Raw genomic sequence first — 16173 nt, 5'->3', positions numbered from 1 at the left:
TAATAATATCTGAGTTACTGGGGTAGCCAGGCTCGAAGTTTACCTAAGCAAATTGAAGCGAGTAGCGCATATTGCTAATTTTGATGAGGCGGATTTTTAACGCTGCTTTGTAAGTAACTACCAAAAACAAGTCCAAACAAAAACAGCGCCTATAAATCAATATAGGCGCTGTTTTATTTAAGAGTAACTCGTTAACTGCAACGAACTAGTCCCAAAGAAATTCTCTAAAATGCTTACGGCATACCGACTCGTAACTTTCGTTACCGCCAATGGCAACTTGCTCACCATCACGCATAGGCTTACCGTTGCCATCCAGTCTTAACACCATGTTGGCTTTACGGCCGCAATGGCAAATAGTTTTAAGTTCTACCAATTTATCAGCCCAGGCTAATAAGTATTGGCTTCCGGTAAACAATTCACCTTGAAAGTCGGTTTTTAAACCATAGCACAGCACTGGAATATCAAAATTATCAACCACATGGGTTAACTGCTTAACTTGCTCTTTACTTAAAAATTGCGACTCATCAATTAATATGCAGTGCAGCTTTTGTTCAGCAAGTTGCTTTTCAATAAAATAAGCAAGGTTATCACCATCACTAAAAACATGGGCTTCGGTTTCAATACCAATACGAGAAGCCACTTTGCCAATACCATAACGATCATCAATTGACGCTGTCATGACTAAGGTATTCATTCCACGTTCACGGTAGTTGTACGATGATTGCAGTAGCGAAGTTGATTTACCTGCATTCATTGCAGAATAGTAGAAGTAGAGTTGCGCCAAAACGGTGTGTCCTTATGGTTATTTACCGTGGCAGTTTATCATTTTTTCAGCAGCGAAATAAGCGTTAGAATAGATAAACTCATGTCGGCATCACAAAATATCATCTCTGTGCAGCTGCGCTTTTGAGCTAATCACCTCTCGCAGCAGTAATTACATGTTAAATCCAGTTAACATGTCACATTTATTAAACAGTTAACGTTAAAAAAGCCATCATAGTTCACGCTTTTTGTATTACTTCAGATACGATTAAGAAACAATTGATAGATTGTTTGAACAATAAAATATAATAGGAAGTCTAAACACTATGCATAAAACACTTGTTGCTGCAGCTATTGCTGCCACAATCGTCGTAGGTGGATGCTCAATCTCAAATACTGATACAACCCAAGCTGAAAACGTCACTATGATACAAGCAGATAATCCTTTTTTTGCTCCAAGCAGCTTGCAATATCAAACCCCTAATTTTGCTGACATAAAAAATGAGCACTTCTTACCTGCGCTTGAGCAAGGTATCAATGAGCATTACCAGCAAATCTTGGTTATTGCTAACAATCCAGCGCCTGCAACCTTTGAAAATACCATTGTTGCCATGGAAAAAAGCGGTGAACTATTAGGCCGTACATCGAAGGTTTTTTATAATTTAACCGGTTCAACAAGTAACCCTGAGCTACGTAAAATACAGGGCATTATGGCGCCTAAAATGGCAGCCCATTCTGACAACATTAATTTAAATGCTGCACTTTTTAGCCGCATTGAACAGATTTATAACAGCCGTGAAGGCTTAGAAATTAGCCCTGAAGCAAAACGCTTAATTGAAGTTTATCATCAACGTTTTGTTCTAGCGGGCGCTAAACTAACAGAAGCGCAAAAACAGCAAATTCGTGTATTGAATGAAGAGCAGTCAACCTTGACTAACGAATTCTCACAGCGACTAATGCGCTTAAGTAAAGAAATCGCCGTAGTCGTTGAGGATGAGTCAGAGCTTGCGGGTTTATCAGCAACCGCCATTAAATCAGCAGCCATTGATGCCAGTGCAGCAGGCCATGAAGGTAAATACTTACTTAGCATTACCAACACCACTCGTCAGCCTGTATTAGCCCAACTAGACAACCGTCAGCTACGTCAACAAGTATGGCAAGCATCTGCTAACCGCGGTTTAACGGGTGACAATGAAACCGCTTCTTTAGTGGCTCGTTTAGCGCAACTACGTGCCGAAAAAGCCCAATTACTGGGTTATGACAGTTGGGCAGATTACCGCTTAGCGCCACAAATGGCCAAAACCCCAGATGCGGTTTATAAGATGTTTGGCTCAATGGTGCCTGCTGTAGTTGAAAACACCCAAAAAGAAGCCGCAGACATACAAGCAATGATCACCAAAATGGGCGGCGACTTTACCCTTGAACCATGGGATTGGGCTTATTATGCCGAGCGTGTACGTAAAGAAAAATTTGATTTAGATGAGGCATCAATTAAGCCTTATTTTGAATTTAATCGTGTACTGGAAGATGGCGTGTTTTTCACTCTTAAAGAATTGTATGGCGTGACCTTAACACCAAGACCTGATCTGCCTGTTTATCACCCTGATGTAAAAGCGTATGAAATGTTTGATGAAGATGGCAGCAGTATGGCTATCTTTTATGCTGATTACTTTTCTCGTGAAGGTAAACGTGGCGGCGCTTGGATGAACTCGTTTGTGGGTCAGTCTGAGTTATTAAACAACAAGCCTGTGGTAGTTAATGTGATGAACATTAAGAAAGCCCCTGAAGGTCAGCCAACATTTGTGAGCTACAGTGAAGTCACCACCATGTTCCATGAAATGGGCCATGGTACCCACGGTATGTTCTCAAAAGTTACTTACCCATCACTTGCGGGCACCTCAGTATCACGTGACTTTGTAGAGTTCCCATCGACATTTGAAGAAGACTGGGCAGCGCACCCTAAAGTGCTGGCTAACTATGCTAAGCACTATGAAACAGGCGAAGTCATTCCTGAGGCACTACTAGAAAAATTACTTGAGTCTCGCAGCTTTAATCAAGGGTTTGACACCTTAGAGTATATGGCGGCAGCACTAGTTGATTTAGAGTGGCATTCACTTGCTGCTGATGTGCCATTACAAGATGTGGCGAGCTTTGAAGCAAGCGCCCTGAAAAAACACGGTGTTGACATTAAAGCGGTACCACCTCGTTACCGCTCAAGCTATTTTGCTCACGCTTTCCCGGGCGGCTACTCTGCAAGTTATTACGCTTACATGTGGAGTGAAATCCTTGCAGCTGATGCCTTTGCTTACGTACAAACTCAAGGCGGTCTAAACCGTGAAATTGGGATGAAGTATCGCAAAACCATTCGTGAAGTGGGTAACTCAGTACCACCAATGGATGCGTATAAAGCCTTCAGAGGTCAAGAACCGACGACTGATGCATTACTTGAGCGTCGTGGTTTAAACTAACGCTATTAGAACCTTGTGGCTTAACATCATTTAAGTTTGGTTAAAGCTAATTTTATTTAGCACTTAAACTTAAATCCTAAAAATGCCGCTCATTTGAGCGGCATTTTTTTATCTCAATTTTCACCTAGATCCGAGTACGCTGATTAGCAGTACCTGTTAATCCCTATAATTGCTAACCCTTGCACTCACCATTGGCAGAAACAGTCATTCACTCACAGTGCTAATCGCTGCTTCTCTTCGCTAACAATAACTGCTGCATAAACAAAACATGTGAGCTTAAACCTTTGAGGTTCACTCTAGTGATTCGACTTAGATATTTAGCTTATATATACCACTTTATTATGCAGCCTTGATTTTAAAACATAAAAAATGCCGCTCATCTGAGCGGCATTTTCATACAAGCTAGCTATATCTAAAGTTCGCGATAAGCTTAAATCAAACCGAGTTAGCTTACGCTATTTAGTGATCAACTTCAGTCCAATAACGCTTAATACAAATAGCACACTACAGGTGACCAAGCCCATGGCCACTGACGCGGTAAAACCTAATACACCGTAGCCAATAATACTAATGACCGCCACGATTAACGCATAAGGTAATTGCGTCATTACGTGATCGATATGGTGACAACTCGCCCCCGTTGACGACAAGATAGTGGTATCTGAAATCGGTGAACAATGATCGCCAAATACTGCACCAGATAACACGGCTGCAAGCATAGGTAACATCATAGTGCTATCACTGCCCATCGCCATATCAGCTGCAATTGGCAACATGATACCGAAGGTACCCCAGCTGGTGCCGGTTGCAAATGCGGTTAGGCCTGCTAATAAAAATAATACTGCAGGTAGCATCGCAAATGGAATATTGCCTGTGGCTAAACTGGCCATGTATTTACCGGTTTCAAGGTTGCCAATAACCGTTGAAATCGTCCAAGCAAATAACAAAATATAAATGGCAGGTAGCATTGATTTAGCGCCAAGTTTGATGCCAGTGAACACCATAGGCAGAGCAATTTTTTGCTTCACAGTTAATACTAAGGTGACCGCTAACCCCACCAGTGAACCGTAAAATAGTGACGAGCTCACTTCAGTATTTTCAAATGCTCCTAAAATGCTAAAAGGTAAATCATTAGCTGATAATGCATCAGCGCCTGACGCCACCATGAAATAGAAGGTTGCCGCAACTAACACTAATATAGGTAAGAATAAGCCAATGATTTTACCGGTTTCCGCTTCTGGTAAATCGGCTGTGGCTCCTGGTGGTAAGCCTTTAGATTCGTCGAACAACTCACCCTTTTGGGCATTTTGTTCATGCTTACGCATTGGGCCAATATCTAAACCAAATAACGCCACACACACCAATAATAATAATGCAAAAATGGCATAAAAGTTCATTGGGATCATTTGCAGGAACACACTTAAATGCCCTGTATCAGCAAAGCCATGAGCCGTTAAAATCCCGCCGATCAGGGCGATAATGTACGCTCCCCAGCTTGAAACAGGCGAGATAACACAAATTGGTGCCGCTGTTGAATCCAATAAGTAGGCTAATTTAGCCCGTGAGATGTGGTAACGGTCGGTGATTGGACGTGCAATAGATCCCACCACAATACTGTTAAAGTAGTCATCAATAAACACTACAACACCAAGGAAGATAGTCATCAACTTGGCATCACGTTTATTGCGAATACGTTGATGAGCCCAATCAGCAAAGGCGCGAGCTGAACCACTTACCGTGATTAATGCCGTGATCATGCCCAAAATCACCAAGAAACCTAAAATTTGTAGGTTCCATGAATTGAGCGCGCCATCATCCCAAACTAGACCCGTGACGGTAGTCAGTAAATTTGAGGCTGCAGCGCTAACTGAAAAATCACCGAGTAAAAACACCCCGGTGATAATACCTAAGCCCAATGAAAGTAAGACTCGGCGAGTTAATACTGCGAGCAAAATAGCCACTACTGGTGGCAAAAGCGAGAGAGCCGAATCGGCGTAACTTGTTATCATCATTTCTTATAATTTCTTCGTTGAGTACGAATGGAGAATAACTGATAAGGCAAGTTTACGTTGAATACGTAAACGAAATTCTTTTCAGTAGCACTCCACAGTAATATCAATATCGTTGTCGATATATATTCTTCTACCCTTTCGGATAGAAATTACCATGACAGTGCAGTCCCTTTCGGTAACTGCCCCAATAAATGGTTTTGATAGAATCCATTTACTTCGGCACTAAATCCTTTCCGAATAAGTTATTGGCATCACCCAACTCACCCGTACTGATACTTAATGCACCTCTACTTATGTTAACAACAGAAAGGCTCTGTATATCAACACCCCATCATACAAACATAAGCAGTAGCATCATTGCCAGATAAAACTTGATTATCTTGTGATATATAACATCACAACTAAAACCGCGCACATTGACGCAGCACTAGTGTAACCTTTTATTAGCAAGGGTTCATATTTAACGCAGTGGTAATTTTTGCTCACTGATAGAACAGCACCGCAAATAACAACGCATTAGTATAAATTGGCAGCAACTATCTACGGAACATTAAAAAAGGCTTTTACCTCTCGGTAAAAGCCTTTTAGTGCCGTTTTTTATTAGTGGATATTAACTCACTAAAAAACTAGCGTAAGCCATAATCCTATTATAAAGAGCATTATTTAGGACTCTTATTTAGGGCTCTAATTAAGGACTATAGCAAATTAGTTAGCTCAGGGATCGCTTCAAACAAATCAGCTTCCAGACCATAATCTGCAACCTGGAAAATCGGCGCTTCAGGATCTTTGTTGATTGCCACAATGACTTTAGAGTCTTTCATACCAGCAAGATGCTGAATAGCCCCTGAGATACCTACAGCAATATACAGATCAGGTGCGACAATTTTACCAGTTTGTCCTACTTGTAAATCATTCGGTACAAAGCCAGCATCAACAGCTGCGCGCGAAGCACCAACAGCAGCAGTTAATTTATCAGCAAGCGCTTCTAAAATAGCAAAGTTCTCACCACTGCCCATACCGCGGCCGCCGGAAACAATCACCCCAGCACTGCCAAGCTCAGGACGCTCTGATTCAGTTAATGTTTGCGAAACAAATTCTGCCGCTGCTGTGGCAACAAAATCAACCATAACCGCTTCTGCACTGCCGTCATTGGTTGCGGCATCAAAAGCACTGGTTCGTACTGTTAGCACTTTAACCGCATCTAAACTTTGCACTGTCGCTAATGCCGAACCGGCATAAACAGGACGCACGAAGGTATCTGTGCTTACAACTTCAATCACTTCAGAAATTTGCGCCACATCTAATAACGCCGCGACTCGTGGCAGGGTATCTTTACCGACACTGCTAGCCGCAGAAATAATATGTTCGTAATCACCTGCAAGGTTAACCACTAACTGTGAAAGGTTTTCTGCTAGTTGCGCTTGATACACAGCATTATCAGCAACTAATACCTTGCTTACGCCTGTTAATGCTTGCGCTGCGGTAACTGCTGCAGCGCAATCACTACCAGCAACTAACACATGCACATCACCACCAATGGCAACCGCTGCGCTTACTGCTTTAGCGGTATCTAATTTTAAGCTTGCGTTATCATGTTCAGCTAATACTAAAATAGTCATAATTAGATCACCTTCGCTTCATTTTTTAACTTTTCAACTAATTCAGCCACTGAATTCACCATGATGCCAGCTTTACGCTCAGCTGGAGGGGTGACTTTTATAATGGTTTGATGTGCTTTTAAGCTTACGCCTAAATCATCAATTGAAAGTGTCTCTAATGGCTTACGCTTAGCTTTCATAATATTAGGTAATGATGCATAACGAGGTTCATTTAAACGTAAATCAACCGTAACCACCGCTGGTAATGGCATTTTTATTGTTTGTAAGCCGCCGTCAATCTCACGGGTTACTTCTGCACTGTCTGCCGTTAATGTTAGCTCTGATGCAAACGTTGCTTGAGGCATATTCGTTAATGCAGCTAGCATTTGACCGGTTTGGTTATTGTCGCCATCAATAGATTGCTTACCAAATATCACTAATTCTGCTTGTTCTTTTTCTTGAACCGCTTTTAAAATTTTAGCAATCGATAACGGCACTAACTCGTCATCAGTCAGGACATGAATAGCACGGTCGGCACCAAGCGCCATCGAGGTACGTAATTGTTCTTGAGCATTTTTAGCTCCAATAGTGACCACAACAATTTCCGTAACACTTCCTGCTTCTTTCAATCTTACAGCTTCTTCAACTGCAATTTCACAGAATGGGTTTAACGCCATTTTCAAATTAGCAGTATCAACATTTGTGTTGTCAGCGTTTACTCTGACCTTCACATTTGCATCGACTACGCGCTTTACAGGCACCAATACTTTCATGGGATTTCCTTTTACACCTTCAATGTATGTGGACGGCACATTGGTTTTAACCAATGTAATATGGCTCAACTTTACGGCCTGTTAACGTTAACGTCAACCTAAGTCAAACACTTGTTTATATTTTTTTTGGCTCAATGTGCGTTTAAAAGAACTGACTTCTGCACAATTTATATTAAATAAGGTACCTAAAAGGTAGATTAATTAATTTTTATCTACTTATTGATGATTTTATTTGATCCATTCAGATTTAGTTTCTATTATTAATGACTATTCAAGTAAACTTATTTTTTTACTATTAAGTATTGTGCTTTATTGACATGCTTAATGGTCAATTAAATTTGACACTCCAATGCTAAATAATTAAGCAATGTAGCGATTTTGATAGGTATTCTTTAATCTCTAAAGCATTACTTGAAAACTTATTATTTAATAACCATTAGGATGCACATTGATATGAGTGACTTTTTAGAAATACTAACCCATGGTCGTCGTTTTAAAGCTGCAGTTAAAGAGTTGTCTGTAGAAGATTTACGTGAGCTTTCAGTAAAGCTTGAAAAAATCATTACAGAAAGAGAAGAAGACGAAAAAGCAGAACAAGAAGCCAATGCAGAAAGAAATGCACGCATTGCTGAAATTCTAGCGCAAATTGAAAACAGTGGTTTATCAATTGAAGACTTAGGTGAAGTATCAATTAAGCCTGCACCAAAAAAACGTGCGCCGCGCCCTGCTAAATACCAAATTGAAGTTGATGGCGAATTAATCCAGTGGACGGGTCAAGGCCGTATGCCAACTGTGTTCAAAAACCAAGTTGATAATGGCAAAACAATGGAAGACTTCTTAATTCCTGGTATGGAATAACACTTGCTGTTTTGACATCCTTCATATAGAAAAAGCTTACTTTGGTAAGCTTTTTTCTTATCTGTATTCTATTCCCACCTGCTAGCAAGCATTGTAAACTATACTACATTCACCTCTTTTGAATTAGGCTTTACTATGAACGTTTCTCGTCCTGTTTTTTCTTTAGCTATAAGCTCAGCAATATTATTATCTGGTTGTGCTAGTGAATACACTTTTAATAGTAACCTAGACACTAAGGCAATTGATGACTATTTCAAACCTGGAAATGTGGTTCTATATAAAGAGAACCAACGCCCTAAAGGGTCATTTGAGGTGTTAGGCCTAGTTGAAGGTGAATCATGCCAACAAACTGCTGATGGGGTTCCTGCAAGCATTGCAGATGCGAGAACCGATGCACGAAAACAGGCGGTCGAGCTAGGTGCCAATGGGCTAATGATCAAAAAATGCCTATTAACAGAACAACAGGTCGACAGCTGCTACAGCCAAGCAATTTGTGTCGGCCAAGCAATTAAAACCGCTACTGAGCAGTAGATACTTGTTAATAATTTAGTATTAGAGCAACCGACTATTAATGGCTAATGGTCAAAGAAATTAAACCATCAGGCTAGGTGTCTAAGTCATTTTATTTATGCTGTTATCCGAAGCATTTTAAAGACATTAACACCCGCTTTGCTTAAAACCTTACATTGGCTAATGGCTCTTTAGTATTAAATTAACAAAGCATTGAACATTTATTAGGTTCAATGCTTGATTATGCCCCCTCTTAATTTATTAGTAACAACACTTGACGGTTTCTTAGACATGAAAACAGATCCTAACGCGCAAAACTTTAACTCTCAAATAGAGGCCGTCGGGTATTGTCGTACCCCTTACAAACAAAAGTTTGGTATCCCAAGACAACCAGGGTTGGTAAATATTAAAGGTGTTATTGAATTAGCCCCTCAAGTCAATAACCTTGATGCGGTTAGAGGTATTGAACAATATTCACACTTATGGCTGCTTTTTTGTTTTCATGAAAACCTACAGCAAGGTTGGAAAAATACCGTCAGACCACCAAGATTAGGTGGCAATGAAAAGTTAGGCGTATTTGCCACCCGCTCTACATTCAGACCTAATGGTATTGGCCAGTCAGTGGTTAAATTGCATAAGGTTATTCAGAAAAATGGCAAAGTTTGTCTTGAAATATCCGGCATGGATTTATTAGATGGTACCCCCATTATTGATATAAAACCTTATATTCCATTTTCTGACTCAATAGAAAGTGCGACAGGTGGCATCGCTCAAGATGCGCCAAAATTAATTGATGTACAATTTTCAAGCTTGGCAAAAGCGCAAATTGACGCCCACTCATCTAAGCTCAATAACAGTGATTTAATTCAACTTATTACTGACGTGTTAGCTCAAGACCCTCGACCTGCTTATAAAAAAGCCAAAGCAGATCCAAAATTATATCAAGTGGCCTTATATGATATTGATATTTTTTGGACCGTCACTGAGCAGCAGATTAATGTTATTGAAATTAAACCCACCAGCGTTGGTCAAAACTAATATGAAGTCTGATTTGAACAGCACCCTTGATACAAACAAAAGTCCTGATTATCAAACTCAGCATAAAAAACGTTTATCTTGGATGCCGTGGTTGTATTTTTCCTTAAAAGACAAACAATTTACCTGGGCTAAACCCTGGCAAGATGAAGTTCAGCAACAATTTGAGCAGCTTGAAACCATTAAGTTTGGTCAGCAGTGTTTTATCGCCCCCGAAGCCAATGTGTTTGCAGAGCCTGGGCGCAATATAACTATGGGAAATCAATGCATGATTGCCGCCGAGGTGTTTTTACATGGGCCGATAACCCTAGGCAATGAAGTGGCCATTAATCATGGCTGCTCTTTTGATGGCGGTCGCTGCGGCATCACCATTGGTGATAAAACCCGTATCGCCAATAACGTCACGATTTATGCTTTTAACCATGGCATGTCAGCAGAGCAAGATATCTATCAACAACCCAGTCAATCAAAGGGTATTGTCATTGGCCGTGATGTATGGATTGGCGCCCAAGCTGGCATTGTTGATGGGGTTACTATTGGCAACCAAGCCATTGTTGGCATGGGTAGTATTGTGACCAAAGATGTTCCCGAATTTGCGATTGTTGCCGGTAACCCTGCCAAAATCATTGGCGACCGACGCGATAAATAGTTGCTTTAATTTATCGCCCATATCATTTTGCCATAGCCCTATGGCTATCTTTGTCAGGTATCGCTTAATTATCTGGTGACTTCATCGTTACAGGTGATAAAATGTCGCACATTAATAGCTACTAAGTGGACATTGGGAATGCGAGTTAGCAAGTACCTGCTTTCAACACAAAAAGAAACACCTGCAAATGCAGAAGTCATCAGCCATCAATTGATGTTACGTGCCGGCTTTATCCGTCGTAATGCATCAGGCCTTTATTCATGGTTACCGAGTGGTTTACGTGTATTACGTAAAGTCGAAGCCATTGTTCGTGAAGAAATGAACAAAGTCGGTTCTATTGAAATTTTGATGCCCCTAGTACAGCCGGCCGATCTTTGGGTTGAAACAGGACGTTGGGAAAAATTTGGTCCTGAATTGCTCCGCTTCCAAGATCGTCATAACCGCGACTTCGTTTTAGGCCCAACCCATGAAGAAGTGATTACTGATTTAGTCCGTAAAGAAGTGAGCTCTTATAAGCAATTACCACTGACATTATATCAAGTACAAACAAAATTCCGTGATGAAGTCCGTCCTCGTTTTGGCGTGATGCGTGCACGTGAATTTTTGATGAAAGATGCCTATTCTTTCCATTTAACCCAAGAGTGCATGGATAAGACTTATGCAGACATGCATCAAGCATACTGCAACATCTTTAATCGTATGGGTCTTGCTTTCCGTCCTGTTATTGCTGACACGGGTTCAATTGGTGGTAGTACCTCACATGAGTTCCATGTTCTTGCTAACAGTGGTGAAGACTTGATCGCTTATTCAACTGAAAGTGATTATGCCGCAAACATTGAAAAAGCAGAAACTGCAGCACCAACTGGCACATTAGCCGCACCAACACAGGAAATGACTGTCGTTGATACGCCAAATGCCAAAACCATTGCTGAATTAGTTGAGCAGTTTGAACTTGAAATAACTAAAACAGTTAAAACCCTGATTGTTAAGGGCGCAACTGAAGATGCACCATTGGTAGCATTAGTTATTCGTGGCGATCATGAGTTAAACGAATTAAAAGCTGAGAAGCATGAGCTCGTTGCCTCACCACTTGAGTTTGCCACTGATGCTGAAATGGTTGCAGCTGTAGGCGCAGGCCCAGGTTCAATCGGCCCTGTAGGCCTTGAAATGCCTATTATCATTGACCGTGACGTCGCGCTAATGAGCGACTTTGCTGCTGGTGCTAACCAAGAAGGTAAGCATTACTTTGGCATCAACTGGGAGCGCGATTTACCAATGGCACAAGCGATGGATATTCGTAACGTGGTTGAAGGTGAAGCAAGCCCAGATGGTAAAGGTGTTTATGCGTTTGCACGTGGTATTGAAGTCGGTCATATCTTCCAACTTGGTACTAACTACTCAGAAGCAATGGGCGCAACCGTACTTGATGAAAACGGTAAGTCAAAAGTGATGCAAATGGGTTGTTATGGCGCTGGTGTTAGCCGTATCGTTGCCGCTGCAATCGAGCAAAACCATGATGACCGCGGTATGAAGTTACCTGAGTCACTGGCGCCGTTCACTGTGGGGATTTTACCGATGAATATGCATAAGTCACATCGCGTAAAAGACATGGCTGAGCAGCTTTACGCAGACTTAAGTGCCCAAGGCATTGATATCTTATTAGATGACCGTAAAGAGCGCCCAGGCGTGATGTTCAATGACATGGAGCTAATTGGCTTGCCTCATGTAATTGTTATTGGCGATCGTAATATCGATGCTGGCGTGTTTGAATATAAAAACCGCCGCACTGGTGAAAAACAAGATATCCCGTTTGATCAGATTGTCGACTTTATCAAGTCAGCAATTAATGGCTAATCATTCGCTTTAAAACTATGCCGTAAAAAACGCACCTTTTAAGGTGCGTTTTTTTTGGTTTTCATTTCATATTTTACATGTAACTACTGTCGATTATGTTATTTTGATTGGTATAACCAGTTATTGCTATACATACTGATATCATCAGCTTATCAAACAGAGGAGAGCATAGTTGTCAGATTCAATTGCACTGGTATTAGGTGGCGGTGGCGCACGGGCTGCGTATCAGATTGGCGTGTTAAAAGCGCTAGTTCAGCTTTATCCGCGTAATCATCATATCCCGTTTGATATTCTAAGTGGTAGCTCAGCAGGTGCAATTAACGCAACGTCATTAGCTACCCATGCCTCTTGTTTCCATTTAGGGGTTCGCAAACTTGATTGGGTTTGGCGGCACTTTGAAACCCATAAAGTCTACAGTTCATCGTTTTGGAATGTATTAAAACACTTATCAAAAATGGCCTTAAAAGGGCTACAAAGTGATAAGGTCAATACCGAAGCGGGCAGCCTGCTTGATAATCAGCCATTACGAAAACTACTGAATCAATTAATCGATTTTCAGCGTATTGAACGCAACATCGGTAGTGGCGCTTTAAAGGCCATTAGCTTAGATGCATCAAGTTACAATGACTCATATTCCTACAGTTTCTATCAAGCTAGCCATCATATTAACGACTGGCAACGGGCAAGAAGACAAGGTACCCGCACCACATTAACCACAGATCATTTGATGGCGACCTCAGCTATCCCATTGGTTTTTCCATCGGTAAAATTAAAACAAGCCTATTTTGGTGATGGCTCAGTACACCAATTGTCGCCGTTATCCAGCCCGATACATCTAGGAGCCAGAAAAATTATGGTGATCAATCTAGATAGCCCTCATAAACAAAGGCACAGTGATATAGATGCTCACCCAAAAACAGCAACCATTGCAGGTCATTTACTGGATACCATTTTCTCAGACACTTTAAACAGTGATTTAGAACGCTTAGAGCGGATAAACAGCACCTTAGACCTTATTCCACCCGCCGATGCTAAGCTGGTTAATTTGCGTAAAATTGACACCTTAGTCATTAAGCCCAGTGAAGATTTAAGTGTTATTGCCGCGCGCTACTTTCAAGACTTACCTCTCGCCATCAGAATATTATTGAAATTTATTGGCATTAATCGTCAATCAGACTCAAGTATCGCGTCATACTTATTATTTGAAAAATCCTACACCAGTGCCTTAATTGATCTCGGTTATAAAGACGCTATGAACCAAATGGATACCATCAAAACCTTTTTTGAACTGGAAACCTAAATAGGCTTCTTGGCTAAATGATTAGTGCAGCACGACTCACTTTGAGATGAACTCACTGCCAAATACGCTGCTATTACAAATAATAAAAAGCAAGTTGCCACGCAACTTGCTTTTTTTGGTGGAGAGTGTTTCCACAGGTGCCGCTTAATAAGTATTAGAAGCGTGAAGTGCCACCAATATAGAAACCATCTTCAAAAGCACGATCTGAACGACCATCATACTGGAAGGTCATATTTCTATAACCGAAAAAAACCGCCATATTAGGGTTAAAGTCATACTGCACTTTTCCACCTAATTCGGTGTAACCATCGACATCCGAAAAAGACAATACTGACGGCGCATAATAAGCATCAGCATGCAGCGATATTTTATTGCCTAGCGCAAAGCCATAGTGTCCACCGACGGCAATGACACTGCCATTAGGACTATTATCAAACCAAACACTGGATAACTTAGGGCCAATTTCAATTGAATGCGGACCTGTTTGATGGGTCATATGCATGGCAAACTGCGCCAAGTTACCCTTTTTATCTGAATACACATAACCGGCTTCAAGATTAACATTAGGGTTAATATTGGTCTTAATGTCAGCAGATACCACGTGCTCACTGAGCCCTAAAGAAAACTCAGTAGCATTAACATTGACGCAAAACACACTCGCTGCAATAACAGCCATCATTTTTTTATTCATTTATAACCTCAAACCTAAGTGCTTATGGGCCAAGATTATACTGAGCTAATTAATTAGTCTTTATAAAAAGGCCTAACACGAGCGCCTAGATGGATTAACACACAATTAAACCACAACCAAGTTACAATAAATAAGAGTTAGCAATACCTGTAAGTCAATATATCAAGTCGCGGTTGAGTATAACTTAATCGGTAAAATTAACTACTCTCGTTGATGGCAAGCCCAGATCAGCTTATGCGTTTATTAAATCCGTATTTTAAATTGTGCACAATCCAATTTGCAGTTATGATAAAACTTAAAAGTATTATTATCGTTTTAGGAGTTGACCATGAGCCAAACATTTTATCAGCAAAGCGCAGTAGACATTCAAGGTAACACTGTATCCATGGATCAATTTAAAGATCATGTGGTATTGGTTGTTAACACCGCTAGCGAATGCGGCTTCACCCATCAATATAAACCCCTTGAGCACCTGTATCAGTTATATAAAGAGCAAGGTTTAGTGATATTAGGGTTTCCATGTAACCAGTTTGGCTCCCAAGAAAAAGGCGACGAAGCTACCATTAGCAAATTCTGTGAACTGAATTTCGGGGTTAGTTTTCCATTATTTAGTAAGGTGGACGTTAATGGCGCCAATGCCGCACCTATCTATCAGTTTCTTAAGTCTTCAGCTAAAGGGTTGCTGGGCAGTGAGTCAATTAAGTGGAACTTCACTAAATTCTTAATAGACAAAGAAGGCAAGGTGTTAAAGCGTTATGCACCGACCATGAAACCTGAAAATTTAGTAGAACAAATTGAGTATCTACTGAAAAAGTAATAGTTACCGCATTAAATCGACACTTAATGTATTTTTAATCTACTGATTTAATTGCATAAAAAAATTATTGATAAAAAATATAAAAAAATTGATGTTTTTTTGAACTATTTCACTTTGAGATGCTCATAGTATATAGACAGTGTTTTCACTTTCATCATCTCCCTGGGACTTCTAGCGCGGTCCCTTTGATCTCAAAGTGGATCAATAGGCAATCGTTTGATTGCCTTTTTTTATGGAGCTAATTTTTGATGAGACTGGTTTGTTAAAGCAAAGTTTATAAAGCACCCCTTAATCCTGACGATGTTCGCCATAAAAGAACAATAAAGGTTATCACAAAAACCCAATAAAAACAGATACATAAAATGTATCGCTTTCGATCATTCTAAATATTTAAAAAATAATAAATTTTATTGAACCATTTGCAGCTTAGCCTCTCTTAGTAATGTAGCTAGTCAGTAATAGGCTAACCCCTCATCAAGGTTATTTCGATACTGAGCTTTTATAGATTTAATCTCCCCAATTATTTCGCTACTCGAATTTGGTAACTCTTTTTCATCATCACTCCCAATTGGGACATTGCTAACACGCTAGCGCACCGTTAACAGTGACCCGCATAGAAATACTTCTGGCAATCCACTGGGTTGCCATTTTTTTTGCGCCAAGTTTATCTCAGCTTGAATATGACCTGAGATTAAACACCAATTCAAACTGCTGATTTAAAACTAAATTGCAGTAATAAAATCCAATCAAGCCAGCTAGCCAAAAAAACTTTAAAATAATTTACCGCGGTAATGAACTTTTTTGAAATGAGCCACTCTGAGTAACTGTAGCAACGAGGTAATGTGC

General features: G+C 40.5%; 13 protein-coding genes and 1 riboswitch. Of the genes, 8 read left to right on the top strand and 5 right to left on the bottom strand.

Annotated elements, in window-relative coordinates:
* Positions 1–205: 205 nt before the first annotated feature.
* Positions 206–784: a thymidine kinase gene (locus Q4591_RS17365; protein ID WP_076540377.1), complete on the bottom strand. Its 579-nt coding sequence runs from the start codon at positions 782–784 to the stop codon at positions 206–208.
* A gap of 304 nt (positions 785–1088) precedes the next feature.
* Between Q4591_RS17365 and Q4591_RS17360 the strand changes: the two genes are divergently transcribed.
* On the top strand, positions 1089–3230 hold the full coding sequence (locus Q4591_RS17360) for a M3 family metallopeptidase (RefSeq protein WP_102476999.1): 2142 nt from the start codon (positions 1089–1091) through the stop codon (positions 3228–3230).
* Positions 3231–3685: 455 nt separating this feature from the next.
* Here the strand turns inward: Q4591_RS17360 and Q4591_RS17355 are convergent, their stop codons facing one another.
* The 3 genes from Q4591_RS17355 to Q4591_RS17345 form a co-directional block, all read right to left on the bottom strand.
* Positions 3686–5242, bottom strand: a complete 1557-nt coding sequence (locus Q4591_RS17355; RefSeq protein ID WP_102476998.1) for a Na+/H+ antiporter NhaC family protein — start codon at positions 5240–5242, stop codon at positions 3686–3688.
* Between the two features lie 77 nt (positions 5243–5319).
* Positions 5320–5540, bottom strand: a riboswitch (Lysine riboswitch).
* A gap of 397 nt (positions 5541–5937) precedes the next feature.
* Positions 5938–6861, bottom strand: coding sequence for an electron transfer flavoprotein subunit alpha/FixB family protein (locus Q4591_RS17350; RefSeq protein WP_102440654.1), 924 nt, complete (start codon positions 6859–6861; stop codon positions 5938–5940).
* Positions 6862–6863: 2 nt separating this feature from the next.
* A complete protein-coding gene (locus Q4591_RS17345; protein WP_102440655.1) occupies positions 6864–7613 on the bottom strand; it encodes an electron transfer flavoprotein subunit beta/FixA family protein in 750 nt (249 codons plus the stop codon).
* A 453-nt stretch (positions 7614–8066) separates the two neighbouring features.
* On the opposite strand from Q4591_RS17345, the gene Q4591_RS17340 reads away from it, so the two are divergent.
* From Q4591_RS17340 to Q4591_RS17315, 6 genes are all read left to right on the top strand, one after another.
* Positions 8067–8471: an H-NS family nucleoid-associated regulatory protein gene (locus Q4591_RS17340; protein WP_076540367.1), complete on the top strand. Its 405-nt coding sequence runs from the start codon at positions 8067–8069 to the stop codon at positions 8469–8471.
* Positions 8472–8606: 135 nt separating this feature from the next.
* Positions 8607–9002 carry an Rcs stress response system protein RcsF gene (gene rcsF, locus Q4591_RS17335; protein ID WP_102440656.1) on the top strand — a complete coding sequence of 132 codons (396 nt, stop codon included), beginning with the start codon at positions 8607–8609 and terminating at the stop codon, positions 9000–9002.
* A 270-nt stretch (positions 9003–9272) separates the two neighbouring features.
* Positions 9273–10019 (top strand): tRNA (N6-threonylcarbamoyladenosine(37)-N6)-methyltransferase TrmO, encoded by a 747-nt coding sequence (gene tsaA / locus Q4591_RS17330; RefSeq protein ID WP_102440661.1) that lies wholly within the window; start codon positions 9273–9275, stop codon positions 10017–10019.
* Between the two features lies 1 nt (position 10020).
* Complete coding sequence (locus Q4591_RS17325; protein WP_102440662.1) at positions 10021–10665, top strand: DapH/DapD/GlmU-related protein; 645 nt, start codon at positions 10021–10023, stop codon at positions 10663–10665.
* Between the two features lie 138 nt (positions 10666–10803).
* The gene (locus tag Q4591_RS17320) at positions 10804–12519 is read left to right on the top strand and encodes a proline--tRNA ligase (protein ID WP_303462113.1); all 1716 of its coding nucleotides are present in this window, start codon (positions 10804–10806) and stop codon (positions 12517–12519) included.
* 172 nt (positions 12520–12691) lie between these two features.
* On the top strand, positions 12692–13819 hold the full coding sequence (locus Q4591_RS17315) for a patatin-like phospholipase family protein (protein ID WP_102440658.1): 1128 nt from the start codon (positions 12692–12694) through the stop codon (positions 13817–13819).
* 154 nt (positions 13820–13973) lie between these two features.
* On the opposite strand, the gene Q4591_RS17310 is transcribed toward Q4591_RS17315, so the two are convergent.
* Entirely contained in the window at positions 13974–14510 is a 537-nt protein-coding gene (locus tag Q4591_RS17310; RefSeq protein WP_102440659.1) for a YfaZ family outer membrane protein, read from the bottom strand.
* 328 nt (positions 14511–14838) lie between these two features.
* On the opposite strand from Q4591_RS17310, the gene Q4591_RS17305 reads away from it, so the two are divergent.
* A complete protein-coding gene (locus tag Q4591_RS17305) occupies positions 14839–15327 on the top strand; it encodes a glutathione peroxidase (protein ID WP_102440660.1) in 489 nt (162 codons plus the stop codon).
* Positions 15328–16173 lie beyond the last annotated feature (846 nt).

The organism is Shewanella sp. 3_MG-2023, from assembly GCF_030548765.1.
In the GTDB taxonomy this organism is placed as follows: domain Bacteria; phylum Pseudomonadota; class Gammaproteobacteria; order Enterobacterales; family Shewanellaceae; genus Shewanella.
The sequence above is the reverse complement of the archived record's forward strand: the minus strand, read 5'-3'. Positions and strand labels throughout refer to the sequence as shown.

Excerpts from the sequence above, each read along its gene's own strand:
- Q4591_RS17360 (WP_102476999.1), top strand. The coding sequence starts at position 1,089 with ATGCATAAAACACTTGTTGCTGCAGCTATTGCTGCCACAATCGTCGTA.
- Q4591_RS17355 (WP_102476998.1), bottom strand. The coding sequence starts at position 5,242 with ATGATGATAACAAGTTACGCCGATTCGGCTCTCTCGCTTTTGCCACCA.
- Q4591_RS17350 (WP_102440654.1), bottom strand. The coding sequence starts at position 6,861 with ATGACTATTTTAGTATTAGCTGAACATGATAACGCAAGCTTAAAATTA.
- Q4591_RS17345 (WP_102440655.1), bottom strand. The coding sequence starts at position 7,613 with ATGAAAGTATTGGTGCCTGTAAAGCGCGTAGTCGATGCAAATGTGAAG.
- Q4591_RS17340 (WP_076540367.1), top strand. The coding sequence starts at position 8,067 with ATGAGTGACTTTTTAGAAATACTAACCCATGGTCGTCGTTTTAAAGCT.
- rcsF (WP_102440656.1), top strand. The coding sequence starts at position 8,607 with ATGAACGTTTCTCGTCCTGTTTTTTCTTTAGCTATAAGCTCAGCAATA.
- tsaA (WP_102440661.1), top strand. The coding sequence starts at position 9,273 with ATGAAAACAGATCCTAACGCGCAAAACTTTAACTCTCAAATAGAGGCC.
- Q4591_RS17325 (WP_102440662.1), top strand. The coding sequence starts at position 10,021 with ATGAAGTCTGATTTGAACAGCACCCTTGATACAAACAAAAGTCCTGAT.
- Q4591_RS17320 (WP_303462113.1), top strand. The coding sequence starts at position 10,804 with ATGCGAGTTAGCAAGTACCTGCTTTCAACACAAAAAGAAACACCTGCA.
- Q4591_RS17310 (WP_102440659.1), bottom strand. The coding sequence starts at position 14,510 with ATGAATAAAAAAATGATGGCTGTTATTGCAGCGAGTGTGTTTTGCGTC.
- Q4591_RS17305 (WP_102440660.1), top strand. The coding sequence starts at position 14,839 with ATGAGCCAAACATTTTATCAGCAAAGCGCAGTAGACATTCAAGGTAAC.